The 16,246-nt window shown below is 63.2% G+C and carries 14 protein-coding genes; 6 read left to right on the forward strand and 8 right to left on the reverse strand.

Annotation, left to right across the window (positions count from 1 at the left end; translation table 11 throughout):
• The first annotated feature begins 650 nt into the window (after positions 1-650).
• Positions 651-1,502, forward strand: a complete 852-nt coding sequence (locus V1277_RS06245) for a DUF1499 domain-containing protein (RefSeq protein ID WP_334373716.1) — start codon at positions 651-653, stop codon at positions 1,500-1,502.
• A gap of 114 nt (positions 1,503-1,616) precedes the next feature.
• On the opposite strand, the gene V1277_RS06250 is transcribed toward V1277_RS06245, so the two are convergent.
• The 4 genes from V1277_RS06250 to V1277_RS06265 all read right to left on the reverse strand — a co-directional run bounded on the left by V1277_RS06250 (position 1,617) and on the right by V1277_RS06265 (position 7,106).
• Positions 1,617-2,534, reverse strand: a complete 918-nt coding sequence (locus V1277_RS06250) for an MBL fold metallo-hydrolase (protein ID WP_334420294.1) — start codon at positions 2,532-2,534, stop codon at positions 1,617-1,619.
• Positions 2,535-2,662: 128 nt separating this feature from the next.
• Complete coding sequence (locus tag V1277_RS06255; protein ID WP_065730999.1) at positions 2,663-3,877, reverse strand: acyl-CoA dehydrogenase; 1,215 nt, start codon at positions 3,875-3,877, stop codon at positions 2,663-2,665.
• A 173-nt stretch (positions 3,878-4,050) separates the two neighbouring features.
• Positions 4,051-5,124: a 3,4-dihydroxy-2-butanone-4-phosphate synthase gene (gene ribB, locus V1277_RS06260; RefSeq protein WP_334415448.1), complete on the reverse strand. Its 1,074-nt coding sequence runs from the start codon at positions 5,122-5,124 to the stop codon at positions 4,051-4,053.
• Positions 5,125-5,378: 254 nt separating this feature from the next.
• On the reverse strand, positions 5,379-7,106 hold the full coding sequence (locus tag V1277_RS06265; protein ID WP_334415449.1) for a cation:proton antiporter: 1,728 nt from the start codon (positions 7,104-7,106) through the stop codon (positions 5,379-5,381).
• Between V1277_RS06265 and V1277_RS06270 the strand changes: the two genes are divergently transcribed.
• Together V1277_RS06270 and V1277_RS06275 are read left to right on the forward strand one after the other, a co-directional pair.
• Positions 7,105-7,569 (forward strand): DUF3124 domain-containing protein, encoded by a 465-nt coding sequence (locus tag V1277_RS06270; protein WP_334415450.1) that lies wholly within the window; start codon positions 7,105-7,107, stop codon positions 7,567-7,569. The two genes, V1277_RS06265 and V1277_RS06270, sit on opposite strands and share 2 nt — an antisense overlap.
• A 62-nt stretch (positions 7,570-7,631) precedes the next feature.
• On the forward strand, positions 7,632-8,873 hold the full coding sequence (locus V1277_RS06275) for an aminotransferase-like domain-containing protein (RefSeq protein ID WP_334415451.1): 1,242 nt from the start codon (positions 7,632-7,634) through the stop codon (positions 8,871-8,873).
• A gap of 33 nt (positions 8,874-8,906) precedes the next feature.
• On the opposite strand, the gene V1277_RS06280 is transcribed toward V1277_RS06275, so the two are convergent.
• Positions 8,907-9,128: a helix-turn-helix domain-containing protein gene (locus V1277_RS06280; protein ID WP_334420295.1), complete on the reverse strand. Its 222-nt coding sequence runs from the start codon at positions 9,126-9,128 to the stop codon at positions 8,907-8,909.
• 297 nt (positions 9,129-9,425) lie between these two features.
• Positions 9,426-10,412 (reverse strand): Bug family tripartite tricarboxylate transporter substrate binding protein, encoded by a 987-nt coding sequence (locus V1277_RS06285; RefSeq protein ID WP_334415452.1) that lies wholly within the window; start codon positions 10,410-10,412, stop codon positions 9,426-9,428.
• 35 nt (positions 10,413-10,447) lie between these two features.
• Between V1277_RS06285 and V1277_RS06290 the strand changes: the two genes are divergently transcribed.
• Together V1277_RS06290 and V1277_RS06295 are read left to right on the forward strand one after the other, a co-directional pair.
• Positions 10,448-12,145 (forward strand): FAD-dependent oxidoreductase, encoded by a 1,698-nt coding sequence (locus V1277_RS06290; RefSeq protein ID WP_334415453.1) that lies wholly within the window; start codon positions 10,448-10,450, stop codon positions 12,143-12,145.
• Positions 12,146-12,152: 7 nt separating this feature from the next.
• Entirely contained in the window at positions 12,153-13,031 is an 879-nt protein-coding gene (locus V1277_RS06295) for a DMT family transporter (RefSeq protein ID WP_334415454.1), read from the forward strand.
• Between the two features lie 12 nt (positions 13,032-13,043).
• Here V1277_RS06295 and V1277_RS06300 read toward each other — a convergent pair whose 3' ends face one another.
• On the reverse strand, positions 13,044-14,324 hold the full coding sequence (locus tag V1277_RS06300) for an amidohydrolase/deacetylase family metallohydrolase (RefSeq protein WP_334415455.1): 1,281 nt from the start codon (positions 14,322-14,324) through the stop codon (positions 13,044-13,046).
• Between the two features lie 331 nt (positions 14,325-14,655).
• Between V1277_RS06300 and V1277_RS06305 the strand changes: the two genes are divergently transcribed.
• Positions 14,656-14,883: a hypothetical protein gene (locus V1277_RS06305; protein ID WP_334415456.1), complete on the forward strand. Its 228-nt coding sequence runs from the start codon at positions 14,656-14,658 to the stop codon at positions 14,881-14,883.
• 181 nt (positions 14,884-15,064) lie between these two features.
• Here the strand turns inward: V1277_RS06305 and V1277_RS06310 are convergent, their stop codons facing one another.
• Entirely contained in the window at positions 15,065-16,237 is a 1,173-nt protein-coding gene (locus V1277_RS06310; RefSeq protein WP_028346836.1) for a thiolase family protein, read from the reverse strand.
• Positions 16,238-16,246 lie beyond the last annotated feature (9 nt).

Here is a 16,246-nt window from a genome sequence, read left to right on the forward strand (position 1 = left end):
TCTTGGCGGCGTGCGGGCTTGCTGAAGGGCTGCAAGGGCGGTCCTTCCGTTGGCGTTCGCGGACGCCAGCCATCGTCGTTCTGCATCAGCATTGTGCCCGGTTGATCGCTGCTCGTCCGTTCCCTCTGCTCACGCGGCGCATAATATGCCGGATCGTTCGGGCCGACATATCGTTCGTGCTTTGCATCACTCATACTGAACACTCGCCCTCATGGGGCCTTCCGCCAGCCCCGCGGACGTATGCCGATTGCGCCCTATCCAATCCTAGAACTCCGGGGGCGCAACCGCAATTTTTTTGCGACTCCGCCCGCAACAAGGACCAAGAGTTGAGATCATCCTGCAGCGCTTCCGGCTGACGCCCGCCGTTTCCCCTGGCTGGCGCTCGCCGGCGTCCCGTGCAGGACAGTCCCGTGTTGCGGCAAATACGACAACCCGGCGGCGAGAGGTAGACGAAAATTGGACCAACTTCAATGTACAACTAATAATCAATTTACAGGGATGGTTAACCCATCAGGTTGCTGCACGCAGCGCATTTGCCCGATTAGTATCGCCTGCAAACTTGAAATTCGCGCCACGCCGTGGTCTCAAGCTTGCGAGTTTGCAGCCGGCCCGCCGGCCAGACAGATTTCAGAAACCCGGCAGATTCACCGATGGCCCGAAGGTTTTCCGCTCCCTACCAGTCGGAGCCCGTGTCCAGCCTCGCCACCTGGTCGCGCAACCTCGCCATCTTCGCCGTGGTCGCGGTGGTGGTGTCGATCATCATCGTCCGCTTCGGCTTCCTGGAGGTAAAACCCGCGCTGGCGACGTTCTTCGGCGCGCTCGGTTTGGCCGTGCTTTCCATCCTGGTGGGCCTCGCTGCCTTTGCGGCGATCTGGCAGAACGGCTCGCGCGGCATGGGCCGGATCCTGCTGGCGTTCCTGATCAACGCCCTCCTGCTCGCCTACCCGGCCTACCTCGCCCTGCAATACCGCAAGCTGCCGCCGATCCACGACATCACCACCAATCCGATCGATCCGCCGCGCTTCGAGGCGCTGGCCCGGCTGCGCAGCGGCGAAGGCGCCAACTCAGCGGTCTATGCCGGACTCTATTCGGCCGAGCAGCAGCGGATCGCTTATCCCGACATCGAGACCGTGGAACTCGAAGTTCCCCCGCAGCGGGCCTATGAGGTGACGCTGGCGCTGGTCACTAAGCGCAAATGGCTCGTGATCGACGAACGGCCGCCGCAGCCGCCGCGCCGCATCGCCCGCATCGAGGCGGTGGCGCGAACGCCGATCATGGGATTCCGCGAGGACATCTCGATCCGCATCACGCCCGACGGCGACGAATCGCGCGTCGATATCCGCTCCTCCTCGCGCTATTTCGAAAGCGACCTCGGCAGCAACGCCGCCCGCGTCTCAAAGCTGATCGAGGACATCAACGCCGCCGTCGATAACGCCAAACCGGCGGCGCCGAAGAAGCCGCAGGCGCCGGCCAAGGCCCAAGCAAAGAACGTGAAGAAGTGACGTCAGTCATTCCGGGGCGACACGAAGTGTCGAACCTCAGGTGCGCAATTGCGCACCGGGGAATCTCGAGATTCCGGGTTCGTGCTTCGCACGCCCCGGAATGACCATAAAAAATCAAGCCAACCTGTACGTCCCGCCGATCACCGGATCGCCATCGGTCGCCACGATCCCGCGGGCGACCAGGTCTTCCAGATGCGCCAGCACGGAATAGCCGGCGGCATTCGTCAGCCGCGGGTCGATGCCGATATAGATCGCGCGGACCAAGGTCGGAATGTCGGCCTCGCCCTTGGCAAGCCGATGCAGGATCGAGGCTTCGCGGGCCTGGCGGTGCCGGGTCAGGAAGCGGACGTAACGCGGCCCTTCCGGAATTTCCGGCCCGTGGCCTGAAAAATACAGATCCTCTTCGCGAGCCTCCAGCCGCGCCAGCGAGGCCATGTAGTCGATCATCGATCCGTCCGGAGGCGCGACGATCGAGGTCGACCAGCCCATCACGTGGTCGCCGACGAAATTGATCTTTCGCTCGGGCCACGCGAACGCCAGGTGATTGGCGGTGTGGCCGGGGGTTGCGACCGCCTCCAGCGCCCAGCCCTGCCCTTCGATGACGTCGCCGTTCTTGACCTCGATGTCGGGCCTGAAATCGCGGTCGGCGCCGGATTCCGGATTGTGCTTTTCGCTCTCGAAGCGTGGCCGCGAGGCGCGGTGCGGCCCCTCGGCATAAACGGGCGCGCCGGTGGCCGCCTTGATCCGCGCGGTGTTCGGGGAATGGTCGCGGTGGGTGTGGGTGACGAGAATATGCGTCACCGTCTCGCCGCGCACGGCGTCGAGCAACGCCTTGGCATGCGCTTCGTCATCGGGACCGGGATCGATGATCGCGACATTGCCCTTGCCTACGATGTAGCTGACCGTTCCGGTGAAGGTGAACGGGCTCGGATTGTTGCACAGGATACGCCGCACGCCAGGCCGCGGCTCGTCGACGACGCCGGCTCGAAGCGGAAAGTCGCGGTTGAACGGAATGTCGTCGTTGTCGGCCATGGTTTTTCTTGGCGTCATTCCGGGGCATCGCGCAGCGATGAACCCGGAATCCCGAAGTGGGGAAAAGAATACGGCGCGAGGTTCCGGGTTCGCGCCTTCGGCGCGCCCCGGAACGACGAGCAAGGAACTTACGAAAACGCCTGAATCCCCGTGATTGCCCGGCCCAGGATCAGGGCGTGGACGTCGTGGGTGCCTTCATAGGTATTCACGGTTTCCAGGTTCGCGGTATGGCGCATCACGTGGTACTCGATCTGGATGCCGTTGCCGCCGTGCATGTCACGCGAGACGCGGGCGATGTCGAGCGCCTTGCCGCAATTGTTGCGCTTGACGATCGAGATCATTTCCGGGGCCATCTTGCCCTCGTCCATCAGGCGGCCGACGCGCAATGAGGCCTGAAGGCCGAGCGCAATCTCGGTTTCCATGTCGGCGAGCTTCTTCTGCACGAGCTGCGTTGCGGCTAACGGCCGGTTGAACTGCTTGCGGTCGAGCGTGTATTGCCGCGCGCGGTGCATGCAGTCTTCGGCGGCACCCATCGCACCCCACGAGATGCCGTAGCGGGCGCGGTTGAGGCAGCCGAACGGTCCCTTCAGGCCCGATACGTTGGGCAGCAGCGCGCTCTCCGGCACCACCACGCCGTCCATCACGATCTCGCCGGTAATCGAGGCGCGCAAGGACAGCTTGCCGCCGACCTTCGGCGCCGACAGGCCTTTCATGCCCTTCTCGAGAATGAAGCCGCGGATCTGGTTGTCATGCGCGGCCGACTTGGCCCAGACGACGAAAACGTCGGCGATCGGGGCGTTGGAAATCCACATCTTGCTGCCGCTGATGCGATAGCCGTCGGATACCTTCTCGGCGCGGGTCTTCATGCCGCCGGGATCGGAGCCGGCATCCGGCTCGGTCAAGCCGAAGCAGCCGACCCACTCGCCGGTGGCAAGCTTCGGCAGGTATTTCTTGCGCTGGTTCTCGTCGCCATAGGCGTAGATCGGGTACATCACCAGCGACGACTGCACCGAGTTCATCGAGCGATAGCCGGAATCGACCCGCTCGATCTCGCGCGCCACCAGGCCATAGGCGACGTAGCTCGCGTTCGCGCAGCCATATTCTTCCGGCAGCGTGACGCCGATCAGGCCGAGCTCGCCCATCTCGTTGAAGATCTCGCGGTCGGTCTTCTCTTCCAGATACGCATTGATGACGCGCGGCAACAGCTTGTCCTGCGCATAGGCACGCGCGGTGTCGCGGATCATGCGCTCGTCTTCGGTGAGCTGGTCGTCGAGCAGGAACGGATCGTCCCACTGGAAGGAAGCCGCCGCCGGCTTGTCCTTGGCTTGAGGGCGCACGCTCATGAAAATCCCTTTCGCATCACTGTCCTCATGGAAATTGTCAACAAATTAATGCGCTATCGGCAGAAGCGCAAATGGATTGGGTAATCGTCATTCCGGGGCGATGAGCAGCATCGAACCCGGAATCTCGAGATTCCGGGTCTGGTGCTTGCGCACCATCCCGGAATGACAACTCATCACTCCAACCTTTCGTTGGAAACGATCTCGATGCCGAAGCCGGATAGCCCCTTGTAGTCGTGCACCGACGAGGTGAGATTGATGATCGAGGTGATGCCGAGATCGCGCAGGATCTGGGCACCAACGCCGACTTCACGCCATTGCCGGTGCCTGTCCGCCTCTGCCGTTTTCTGTTCGCCGACCGGCTCGACGGGAACTCCGGCCGCGCCGTCGCGCAAGTAAACCAGCACGCCGCGGCCGGCCTTCTTGAAATGGTCCAGTACGATTTGCATCCGCGCCTGGCCGGTGAAGAGATCCTTGACGATATTGGGCTTGTGCAAGCGCGTCAGCACGTTCTTGCCGTCGCCGATGCCGTTATAGACGAAGGCAGCATGTGCGATCTCGTCGAATGGCGAGCGATAGGCATAGCCCTGCAGCGGACCGATCGGGCTGTCGGTGGTAAACGTTGCGACCCGCTCGATCAGCTTTTCGCGCGCCTGACGGTAAGCGATCATGTCAGCGATTGTGACGTGCTTGAGCTTGTGAGCGGCGGCGAATTTCGTCACCTGCTCGCCCTTCATCACAGTGCCGTCGTCGTTCATCAATTCAGAGATGACGCCGACCGGCGGCAGGCCGGAAAGCTTGCAGAGATCGACCGCCGCTTCGGTATGGCCGGAGCGCAGCAGCACGCCGCCATCGCGGGCGATCAGCGGAAAGATGTGACCGGGCCGGGCAAAATCATTGGCGCCGGCGTTGGGATTGGCGAGCGCGCGGCAGCAGGAGGCGCGCTCCTCCGCCGAAATGCCGGTGCCGCCATCGGGCTTGTAGTCGATCGAGACGGTAAAGGCGGTGGTGTGATTGGACTCGTTATGCGCCACCATCGGATCCAGCCGCAGCCGCCTGGCGTCGTCGGTGGTGATCGGCGCGCAAACGATGCCGGAGGTGTGGCGGATAATGAATGCCATCTTCTCCGCGGTGCAGAGCGAAGCCGCAACGATCAGATCGCCCTCGCCCTCGCGATCGTCATCGTCGGTGACGACGACGAGTTCGCCTTTGGCAAAGGCTTGCAGAACTTCCTGGATGCTATCGGCCATTTCTCAAAATCTCGCCAAATCTAGCTCGGTTCAGGCAGTGCATTAGCCGGACTCCTTGGCCGGCGCCAGCGTCAATACGCAAGGCGGAACGCTGGAGAGGCATGGCGGGCCGGGATGAAAAAAATGCTGGCGATGATCGCCCGGCCGCATGGAGCGGTTTCGCCTGGCGAAAGCACCTGCGAGATTATAGCTCCTCTCGTGCAGCCGGCGAAAGCCCGTTGGGTAAATCACCGGCCCGAGACGCCGTCTTCCCGCTACGGCAGCACCTCGCGGCGCTCGCTGAGCAGCGTGTCGGTCTCGGCGCGCTTGTCCTCCAGGAGCCCGGCCTGGGCGGCTTCGATCACCTTGTAGAGTTCGTGGGCGTCGCTAAGCCGCGTCACCGTCACGTAGTCGGCGCCGGCCTCGTAGAGGTCGTTGACGTTGGCCAGGATCTCCGCGGTGGCGACGATCTTGGCGGTCGGATTGAGCGAGCGGACGTGCCGGACCAGCTTTTCGTTGTCGGCGCCCTTCAACAGCGAATCCGGGATGCTGAGGATGATCAGCTCGGCCTTGCCGACGCCGGCATGCACCAGCGTATCGACGTTGCTGATATCGCCATAGACCACGTGCATGCCGCGGTCCGTCAAGGTTCTAAACACCAGCGGATTGAAGTCGATCACGGTGATCTGCTCCAGCACCGCAGGATTGAGGCGCTCGATATCGGCAACCAGCGCGCTGGCGGCGCGGAAGAACCCGAGAATGACGATCCGGCGCGCCTCCCCGTGCCCGCCCTCGTGCCCTCCGTCGGCCTCATGCTTGTGATCGAGGTCGCGGAGCCCGATCCGCTTCAGCGGACCGATCAGGCCGCGCGTGACCTGGTCGCTGCGGCCCATGACGAAGGTGCTCAGGACCGCCAGCACCACGAAGGCGAACGACGCCGCGCTCGACGTTTCCGGGCTGATATGGTGTGCCGTCACGCCGGTCTGGATCACGACCAGTGAGAATTCCGAAATCTGCGCCAGGTTGATCGCCGGCAGGAGGCTCGCGCGCAGGCCCTGCTTCATCAGATAAAGCGGCATGAACGTCGTCACCATGCGGCTGACCACGGTGAAGGCCGCGATCGCGAGCGCCAGCCCAATCACCGACGCACCCGGGATCGGGATGGTCATGCCGAGCGAGACAAAGAACAGCGTGATGAAGAAGTCGCGCAGCGTCGTCACCTTGGCGGTGACGTCGAGCGCATAGGGGAATGTCGACAGCGAAACGCCGGCCACCAGCGAGCCCATCTCGCGCGACAAATGCAGCCTCTCCGCGATCTCGCCGATCAGGAAGCACCAGGCCAGCGCGCCGAGCAGGATCAGCTCGGGCCGGCGCGCGATCTGGTGGAACAGCCACGGCAGCACATAGCGGCTGAGCACCAGCGCGGTCGCCACCAGCACGCCGACCCGGGCGATCGACAAGAGGATCACGCTCACTTGCAGATTGTCGAGGCTCGGCTGCACCGCCAGGAACAGGATCGCGAAGATGTCCTGCAGCACCAGCACGCCGAGCGTGATCCGACCCGGCAGCGTGTCGAGCTCGCGTTTCTCGTACAGCACCTTGACGATGATGACCGTGCTCGACAGCGCACAGGCGATGCAGAGATAGAGCGCGTCGAAATGCCCGCTCCCCATCGACAGGCCGATCCCGATAAAAAACAATATTCCGAGCAGGACGCCGCCGGCCAATTGTCCGCCCGCAGCAAACAGAATCACCTTGCCGGCGCGCACGATCTTCTTCAGGTCGATTTCCAGCCCAATCATGAACAGCATGAAGATCAGGCCAAGCTCGGAGATGACGGTGATCGATTCCTGGGACTCGACCCAGCGCATGCCGAATGGACCTATGACGAACCCGGCGATAAGGTAGGCCAAAATCAGCGGCTGCCGGGAAAAATGCGCCAACAGGCCGAGCACCCAGGCGAACAGGATGCATAAGGTGATATCGCGAATAAGCTCGTGCATGGTTCCGGATTTCCCCCTTTTGCAACCTAGAGGTCCCGGCGCAAGGGTCAAACAAGCAATGTGTCACAGCCATAGAATGGGAGCTTTTCTCGCGATTCTGGCCGCGTTGTCGATCCCGTACGCCTCCACAGCCAGCGCCCGGACCGCAGGCGGAATCGAACAGAATTTCGCAAACTCCCGCCCCCTGATCCCCGAGCGGATCGCCTATTTCGACACATCAGGCAAGATGGCGGGGAGCTACCTCAAGTCCCCGATTGCGTTAAAAGCGTTCGCGACCGTCGAGGTCTTCATCGCCGCAAACGACATGCGCGGCGAAACGGAAGCCAATTTCGTAGTCGACTGGGCGGCCACGGGCGAGATCGCCGAGCCCACGATCGAGGCGCCGATGGTCGGCGGCGTCGGCGCCGTTCATGATGCGTTCATCAGCCAGGCCGATCAGGATCGTCGGCAAGAACCAGGCTGAACGACGACGAGACAGAGAGCCGGTCGGCCCTCTCAACAAGAAACAAGATGGAGTGAACATTCATGTCTACCGCTTCCTTCGATTTTGCGCCCTTGCTGCCCGCCGGATTGCCGGCGCCGGCAGCGCGGTGGACCGGCCTTGCCAGATACAGCTTTGTCGGCGGCAACAATGATCCCGAGCAGGTTCCGGTCGATGGCCTGATCGACGCCGTCAATACCGTGCTCCGGCGCGAGGGCAGGACGCTCGCGACCTACGGCCTCGCCAGCGGCCCGCAGGGCTATCGCCCCTTGCGCGAATTCCTCAGCGCGAAACTCAAGCGCGACGCCGGCATCGCCTGCATTGCCGACGATATCATGATCGTCTCCGGTTCGCTGCAGGCGCTCGACCTCGTCAATCAAACCTTGCTGGCGCGCGGCGACACTGTGCTGGTCGAGCAGGAGACCTATCAGGGCGCGCTGACCCGGCTGACGCGGCTTGGTGTCAAGGCGATCGGCATCCCTCTCGACGAGCAGGGCATGCGGATGGATGCGCTGGCGGCAGCCCTTGCCGACCACAAAAGCCGCGGCATTACGCCGAAATACATCTACACCATCCCGACCGTCCAGAATCCGACCGGCAGCATCCTGCCGGAGACGCGGCGCGCCGAGATGCTGAAGCTGTCGCAGCAATATGGCGTGCCGATTTTCGAGGACGATTGCTACGCCGATCTGGTCTGGAGCGGCGAGCGGCCGCCCGCGATCTCCGCCATGAGCAAGCATGGCGGCGTCATCCACATCGGCTCGTTCTCGAAGTCGATCGCGCCGGCGCTGCGGGTCGGCTTCATCGTGGCACCCTGGGAGATGATGTCGCGGATGCTGGCTCTGAAGACCGACGCCGGAAGCGGCGCGCTGGAGCAGATGGTGCTGGCCGAGTACTGCGCGCCGAATTTTTCGACCCACGTGCCGAAGCTGACACGCGGCCTGCGCGCCAAGCTCGACACGCTGATGGAAGCGCTCAACGAGCAGTTCGGCACCGCGGCCGAGTTCGGGGAGCCCGAGGGCGGCATCTTCCTGTGGGTGAAGCTGCCCGACAATGTCGACACGCTAAAACTCTATCAGGCCGCGCTTGTCGCAGGCGTCGCCATCAATCCGGGGCCTGAATGGTCGACCGACAAGGCCTATGCCGGCAGCCGGCTGCGGCTGTGTTTCGCAAGTCCCTCGCATGAACAGATCCGCGAAGGCGTCGCCGTGCTCGCCGAAGTCTGCCGCAAGGAGTTCGGCGTGCCGGCACGGATCGCGAATGTGGAGAAGCGGGCGCGGAGTTGAGCCGAGTCCAGGCTCAACTCGTCGTACGAAGCGCTATTCGCCGCGAAACACCAGCGCGATCCGCAGCAGGCGTACGATCGAGACGTTGCCCTTGCCGGCTTCGATCTGCGCCACGTAGCGCTCGGACATGCCGGACCGGCGCGCGAGCTCGCGGCGCGACATGCTGCGGAGCGCGCGCATTTCGCGGACCCGATCCCCGAGTTGGGTGAGAAATTCGCTCTCGTGCGGCAGCCGCCCGTCCTCGTCATAGGGAATTGGCCGGACTGGGCCGTCCGTCGCAGCCTCGTTGTGGGATAGGCCTTCGCTGTGTGCCACGTTCGATCCTTTGCCCAACATCGTCGCCAAGCAAGAAGGCCGTCGCATTGATTGAGATCAAACGGCGTTAGAGCGTTTTCCAGCGAAAGCCTGCCCCGGACTCGATCCGGGGTGGACACCGTTCGCGTCAAGAAAACGCGTCAAAACAAGAATCTAGAGCCCGGTTCTGATTCAATCAGAACCGAGAAGGCTCGCAATTTGATTTTGATCAACCGGCCGCAGGTCGTGGCCGGTGCCCTATTCAGCCTTGATCCCGGCCTCGGTAATCAGCTTGCCCCATTTCACGCTTTCGCTCTGGATAAATTTTGCAAAAGCCTCGGGCGAGGTAGGCGCGGGTTCGGCGCCGAGAACGCGGATTTTCTCGATCGCCGCGGGATCGCTCAACGCTTTCACGAAGGCGGTATTCAGCGTTTTGACGACGTCGGGCGGCGTGCCGGCGGGCGCGACGATGCCGAACCAGCCGACGGATTCGAATCCGGAGAGGCCCTGCTCCGCCAGCGTCGGAACATCGGGCAGGAAGGCCACGCGTTTCGCGGCAGAGACTCCGAGCGCCTTCAACTTGCCGTCGCCGATCAACTGCTTGGATGCAGGGATATCCAGCACGGCCAGCGGGACGTGGCCGGCAAGAACATCCGTCGTCGCCGGCGCTGTGCCGCGATAGGCGATCAACTGAATTCCGACACCGGCCTTCTGGTTGAACAAGGCCGAGGTCAGGTGCATCGCCGTGCCGTTGCCGCCATGGCCGATCGACAGACCTGCCGTTTGAGCCTTGGCCTTGGCAATGAGATCGGCGACCGAGGCAATGGCCGATTGTGGCGAAGACACCAGCACGAACGGAATTTCCGCCAGCAAGGTGACCGGCGCCAGATCCTTGCTCGGATCGAACGCCATCGCCGCGCGGTTGAGATGGGGATTGACGGTCAGCACGCCGGCTGCGGCCACGCCGAGCGTGTAGCCATCAGGCGCTGCCTGCGCCACCGCGGCGATCCCGATATTGCCGCCCGCGCCTGCCCTGTTCTCGATGACAACGGGCTGACGCAGCGTTTCCGACAATAGCGGCTGCAGGGCGCGGATGACGATATCGGCACTGCCGCCGGGCGGAAACGTCACGATGATCTTGATGGGTTGATCGGGATATGCGTTAGCTGCTTCAATCGCCGACAACGACAGCGACAAAACAACAACAAGGGCGCGGATCATGCCTTGCCGGATCGACGGAAACATTGAGGGTCCCCCGATGATCTCTGTGGCGCTCAGTAATGCATGATCGTCCCAACGCAGCAAGCGACAAGGTGGCAAGTGACATGGTGAAGACCAGCGTTCTCGTTGTCGGCGGCGGTCCGGTTGGTCTCACCTTGGCAATGGACCTCGCATCGCGGGGAATATCCGTCACTGTCGTGGAAACACGCGCCGCCGGCGAGCCGCCGAGCGTGAAATGCAACCACGTCTCGTCGCGCTCGATGGAGATTTTTCGCAGGTTAGGCCTGGCGCAGAAGCTGCGCGACGCCGGATTGCCGGCCGACTACCCCAACGACTGCTCTTACCGCACCACGGCAACGGGCATCGAACTCTCGCGTATCCTCATTCCCTGCCGGCGCGATCGTTATACCGCGACCGGCGGACCAGACACCGGCTGGCCGACGGCCGAGCCGCCGCACCGCATCAACCAGATCTATATGGAACCCGTGCTGTTCGCCCACGCCGCCGCCATCGACGGGCTGCAGATTCTGAACCGCACCGCATTCGAGGATTTCAGCGAAGTCGATGAGGGCATCGTTGCAACCGTCCGCAACCTCGATACCGGAGCCGCCTTTCAGATTCACGCCGATTTCATCGTTGGCTGCGACGGGGCGCGTTCGCTGGTTCGCAAGGCGATCGACGCCAATCTGCAGGGAACGCCGATCATCCAGCGCGTGCAGTCGACCTACATCCGTGCGCCCGCCCTGCTCGGCCTGATGGACCGGCCCGCCTGGATGACGCTGTCGCTCAATCCGCGGCGCTGCGGCACGGTTGTCGCGATCGACGGCCGCGAGAAGTGGCTGATACACAATCACCTCAATCGCGAGGATGAGACCTTCGAATCCGTCGATCGCGACGCCTCGATCCGCGCCATCCTCGGCGTCGGCCCCGATTTCGAATACGAGATTCTGAGCAAGGAGGACTGGGTCGGCCGCCGCCTCGTCGCCGACCGGTTTCGCAAGGGACGCGCCTTCATCTGCGGCGATGCCGCGCATCTGTGGATGCCCTATGCCGGCTACGGCATGAATGCCGGGATCGCAGACGCAACGAACCTCGCATGGCTGCTCGCCGCCTATCTGCAGGGTTGGGCCGGCATTACCATCCTCGATGCCTATGAGGCCGAGCGCCTACCCATCACCGAACAGGTGTCGCGCTTTGCGATGGAGATGGCGGGCAAGGTCTTGAGCCAGCGCCGCACCGTTCCTGATGCAATCGAGCAGCCGGGGCCGGAGGGCGATGCCGTCCGCAAGCAGGTCGGGCAAGCGGCCTATGATTTGAACGTGCAGCAATATTGCTGTGCCGGGCTCAACTTCGGTTATTTCTACGATCGCTCTCCGATCATCGCCTATGACGGCGCCGAGCATCCGGGTTTTACGATGGCGGACTTCGCGCCGTCCTCGACGCCGGGCTGCCGGCTTCCGTTCGCGAAACTCTCGGACGGACGGCCGGTCTATGATGCGCTCGGGCCGGGTTACACGCTGGTGCGCTACGATCCGGGTGTTGTGGTTGCGCCTTTGGCCGATGTGATGCACGCCAATGGCGTCCCGTTGCAGATCGTCGATGTTCCCCGCGGTGAAGCGCAGCCGCCCGGCGGCCACAAGCTCATCCTTGCGCGCACCGACCAGCATGTCGCCTGGCGTGGCGACACGCTCCCTGACGATCCCGCGCCACTCGTCAACAAGCTGATCGGCCGAAGCCTCATCCCCAGCCCGGATTGATCCCCTGATGACGGAGGCGCGCTCCCAGCATCGCCTAGGCATTGCCCTGGTCGTCGCCGCCGCCATCGCCTGGAGCACGGCGCCGTTCTTTACAAGGCTGCTTCCCTACGACTCCTGGACCATCCTGTTTTGGCGCGGATTGTTCGGCGGCGGCCTGATCGTGGTGATCATGCTGGTGCTGCAAGGCCGCGCCGGACTGCGGGATCTGACAAGGATAGGAAAAAGCGGCTGGCTAGTCGCGTCATTATCGACATCCGCCATGATCGCCTTCATCCCATCGCTACAACTGACCAGCGTGTCCAATGTGGCCATCATCATCGCGACAGGGCCCTTCGTCACGGCCGCGCTTGCCTGGGCGTGGTTGCAAGAAGTTCCGCATGCGCGAACTATGATCGCGAGTGTCGTGGCGCTCGGCGGCGTTGCGGTCATCGTCGGCAACGCGCGCATCGGATCCGATATCCTGGGAATAGCGCTCGCTTGCTTCACGACGCTGGCGATCGCCGCGATGACCGTCATGGTCCGGCGGCACAGGGATACGTCCATGGTGGCCGCCGCCGCGCTATCCAACTTTCTGGGCAGCGTCGTCAGCATTCCCTTTGCCGGCAGCATAGCCGGCATCCCCGGGGCCGATATCCTGATCCTCGCGATGTTCGGATTTTTCCAGGTTGCGCTGGGGCTGACCCTGTTTTTCCTCGGTTCGCGGCTGCTGCCTTCCGGGCAGGCCGCCCTGATCTCCACGCTGGAGACGCCGCTGATGCCGTTCTGGATATGGGTTGGATTTGGCGAGGTGCCCACACTCCGGGTCCTCGCCGGCGGCGCTTTGGTGATGGGCGCCGTCATTGCCGACATCGTCGGCGATATCCGCGCGCAGCGACTATCAAAGTGAACGGGCGGCGGCTCACCGCACCGCGAACGGCGCCTGGTAGGGCCGGCCGAACGGCACGCCGTTGATCACGGTCTGCACGGGTCTGAGCAACAGCTTGCCTTCGCGCTTGTTGTTGCGGGTGTCGACGAACGAGGTCTGCGCCTCCACCAGATCCAGGATCGCGACGTCGCCGGGTGCGCCGATCTGCAGCGTGCCGATCTTGGGCGCGCGGTTGATGATCTTCGCCGGCGTCGAAGTCGCGGCCGCCACCACCTGCTCCAATGTAAGGCCGAGCGTGATGAACTTGCTCATCACGTTCGGCAAATACGGCATGCCCGGCGAGTTGCCGGAGAAGACGTGGATGTCGGAGGAGATCGTATCCGGCGTGCAGCCGCCGGGAAGCGCGACCTCCGCCACCGTGAAATCAAAACTGCCGCCGCCATGGCCGACGTCGAACATCACGCCGCGCTGCTTGGCTGATAGCGCTGCCGGCAGCAGCTTGCCGTCCTGAACGATGTTGGTGAAGAGGCCGCCGATGTTCGGAGCGCCGGAATAGGCGTGCGTCAGCACGTCGCCCGGCCGCATCAGATCGAGAATCTCTGACATCAGCTCCTTGGTCTCGACGCCGCCGATATGCACCATCATCTTGGCCGGCCAGCCGCACATTTCGCAGGCCTTGATGCCGCGCTTCAGCGGCTCCAGCCCGTGCCTGGCGATCACGTTCTCCGACATCCTGACCTTCACGCCGAGCAGGAAGTCCGGATTTTCCGCCAGCGCCATCGCGCACGCATCTACCTGGGCGTAGTCGATGTTGTAGAGCTCGGCGACCGGGAAACCGGACAGCCCGTTGTTGGCGATGTGAACGAAGGCGTAAATTCGCGCCCGCGATTGCGCCACGATGTAACGCCGCAGCGCCGCGAGATTGTTGACGCCGGCATCGCCTGCCGACACCACCGTGGTGGTGGCCTGGGCCTGCACCAGCTCGTCGGCGGGAATGCCGATCGCCGAACCATAGGGGTAGACGTGCGAATGCAGATCGATCAGGCCGGGTGTCACCAGCTTGCCTGAGGCATCGATTGTCTTGGCGGCGCGCGCGGCCGGAATCTCGTTCTCGACCGCCTCGATCATGCCCCAGCGGATGCCGATATCGCGCTTGCCCTTGAGCGACTGACTCGGATCGAGCACGTCGCCGCCCTTGATAACGAGGTCGAACTTGTCATTCGGCCCCATCGCGGCATGGGCGCTTCCGGACATCGCGGCGACCGCGGCCGATCCGGTCAGGCTCAGGAAATGACGGCGTGAAACCCCACTCATGGCAGCCTCCCCAGTTTGATTATTATGACGCGATGATGCGCCCGCTCCCAGCCTTCCGCAAGCAAGAGTAAAGCCCGCCCATTCTCGTCCCACGCTGGATTGAGGCGCGGCGCTGCCGGTTTCCAGTGGGCGCTTGCTGTATCGACGTTCGCAGCGTTGCCTCTCGCGCACGCATGCGATCCACGGCCACGACAAAAGAAGCGATCGGACGATGATCGATTCGGGCTGCATCGCACACGCGTCTGAACAAGCGTTCAGAATTCTCTTCCAGTTCCGCGGGAACGTTCTGCAAAATTTGATGTTCTATCCTCGCTCAATTGAGGAGAATTGGATGAAGAAGCTTGGATACGTCATTGCCGCACTCGGCGCGCTCATCATTGCGGCGCCGTCGATTGCGAGCGCCGAGACCGTCGTGATCAAGAAGCGCGGCTACCACACTGGTTATCATCACCACCATCACGGCGCGCGTGCCGAATTCTGGCGCGACCGCGGTTGGCATCGCGGGCATCGGCACGGTCACCGCCACAAGACCGTGGTCATCAAGAAGTATCGTTACTGATGTAGCATTGCTGGAGCCCGGTTCTGATTAGTTCAGTGCCGGGCTCCGCTTTGTTTGGGCCGTTCTTGACGCGATCCCGGTCCCTTCCGGATCGCCTCTGAGCGCGTGCTCGCCAAGAACGAAAAATGGCCCCTCGCGGGGCCATTCTCTTTGTTTTGCGTGTCGCTGCGTTCGAAAAATCTCAGCTGTAGATCTCGAACAGGCCGGCGCCGCCCTGGCCGCCGCCGATGCACATCGTGACGACGCCCCACTTGGCCTTGCGCCGGCGGCCTTCCTGCAGGATGTGGCCGGTGAGACGCGCACCGGTCATGCCGAAGGGATGGCCGATCGCGATCGAGCCGCCGTTGACGTTGTACTTCTCCGGATCGATGCCGAGCTTGTCGCGGGAATAGAGGCACTGGCTGGCGAAAGCTTCGTTGAGCTCCCAGAGATCGATGTCGTCGATCTTCAGGCCATGGCGCTTCAGAAGTTTTGGCACGGCGTAGATCGGGCCGATGCCCATCTCGTCCGGCTCGCAGCCCGCCGCCGCCCAGGCGACGAAGCGGCCCATCGGGTTGAGGCCGCGCTTCTCGGCATCCTTGGCTTCCATCAGAACGACCGCTGCCGCGCCATCCGAGAGCTGGCTGGCGTTGCCGGCGGTGACGTACTTGCCCGGGCCCTTGACCGGCTCGAGCTTGCCAAGGCCTTCCATCGTCGTGTCGGGACGATTGCACTCGTCGCGGTCCACGGTGTAGTCGACGATGCTCTCCGCCTTGGTCTGCTTGTCGACCACCTTCATCTTGGTCTTCATCGGGACGATTTCGTCCTTGAACTTGTTGGCCTGCTGGGCGGCGGCCATGCGGCGCTGCGATTCCAGCGAGTACTCGTCCTGATATTCACGGCTGAGCTTGTAGCGCTCGGCAACGATATCGGCGGTGTCGATCATTGCCATGAAGATATCGGGCGCGACCTTGAGCAGGTCCGGATCGATCGATTCCTTGGGCGAGCCGCCGCCCGGGATCGAGATGCTCTCGACGCCGCCGGCCACGATGCAGTCAGCTCCGTCAGAGCGGATCGAGTTGGCGGCCATCGCGATGGTCTGCAGGCCGGAGGAGCAGAAGCGGTTCACCGAGACGCCGGCGGTCGACTTCGGCAATCCCGCGAGCAGCGCGGCCTGGCGGCCGATATTCGGCGCGCCATGCGCGCAATTGCCGAGATAGCAGTCCTCGACATACTCCTTGTCGACGCCGGCGCGCTCGACGGCGTGCTTGATGGCGTGAGCCGCCATCGACATCGGCGGGGTGATGTTGAACCCGCCGCGGCCGGACTTCGCCAGCCCCGTACGTGCATAGGAAACAATGACAGCTTCACGCATTTGAAAGAC

It is taken from the genome of Bradyrhizobium sp. AZCC 1588 (genome assembly GCF_036924735.1).
Taxonomy (GTDB): Bacteria; Pseudomonadota; Alphaproteobacteria; order Rhizobiales; family Xanthobacteraceae; genus Bradyrhizobium.

Excerpts from the sequence above, each read along its gene's own strand:
- V1277_RS06305 (WP_334415456.1), top strand. The coding sequence starts at position 14,656 with ATGAAGAAGCTTGGATACGTCATTGCCGCACTCGGCGCGCTCATCATT.
- ribB (WP_334415448.1), bottom strand. The coding sequence starts at position 5,124 with ATGGCCGATAGCATCCAGGAAGTTCTGCAAGCCTTTGCCAAAGGCGAA.
- V1277_RS06245 (WP_334373716.1), top strand. The coding sequence starts at position 651 with ATGGCCCGAAGGTTTTCCGCTCCCTACCAGTCGGAGCCCGTGTCCAGC.
- V1277_RS06250 (WP_334420294.1), bottom strand. The coding sequence starts at position 2,534 with ATGGCCGACAACGACGACATTCCGTTCAACCGCGACTTTCCGCTTCGA.
- V1277_RS06295 (WP_334415454.1), top strand. The coding sequence starts at position 12,153 with ATGACGGAGGCGCGCTCCCAGCATCGCCTAGGCATTGCCCTGGTCGTC.
- V1277_RS06285 (WP_334415452.1), bottom strand. The coding sequence starts at position 10,412 with ATGTTTCCGTCGATCCGGCAAGGCATGATCCGCGCCCTTGTTGTTGTT.
- V1277_RS06290 (WP_334415453.1), top strand. The coding sequence starts at position 10,448 with ATGCATGATCGTCCCAACGCAGCAAGCGACAAGGTGGCAAGTGACATG.
- V1277_RS06270 (WP_334415450.1), top strand. The coding sequence starts at position 7,105 with ATGGTTCCGGATTTCCCCCTTTTGCAACCTAGAGGTCCCGGCGCAAGG.
- V1277_RS06310 (WP_028346836.1), bottom strand. The coding sequence starts at position 16,237 with ATGCGTGAAGCTGTCATTGTTTCCTATGCACGTACGGGGCTGGCGAAG.
- V1277_RS06300 (WP_334415455.1), bottom strand. The coding sequence starts at position 14,324 with ATGAGTGGGGTTTCACGCCGTCATTTCCTGAGCCTGACCGGATCGGCC.
- V1277_RS06275 (WP_334415451.1), top strand. The coding sequence starts at position 7,632 with ATGTCTACCGCTTCCTTCGATTTTGCGCCCTTGCTGCCCGCCGGATTG.
- V1277_RS06265 (WP_334415449.1), bottom strand. The coding sequence starts at position 7,106 with ATGCACGAGCTTATTCGCGATATCACCTTATGCATCCTGTTCGCCTGG.
- V1277_RS06255 (WP_065730999.1), bottom strand. The coding sequence starts at position 3,877 with ATGAGCGTGCGCCCTCAAGCCAAGGACAAGCCGGCGGCGGCTTCCTTC.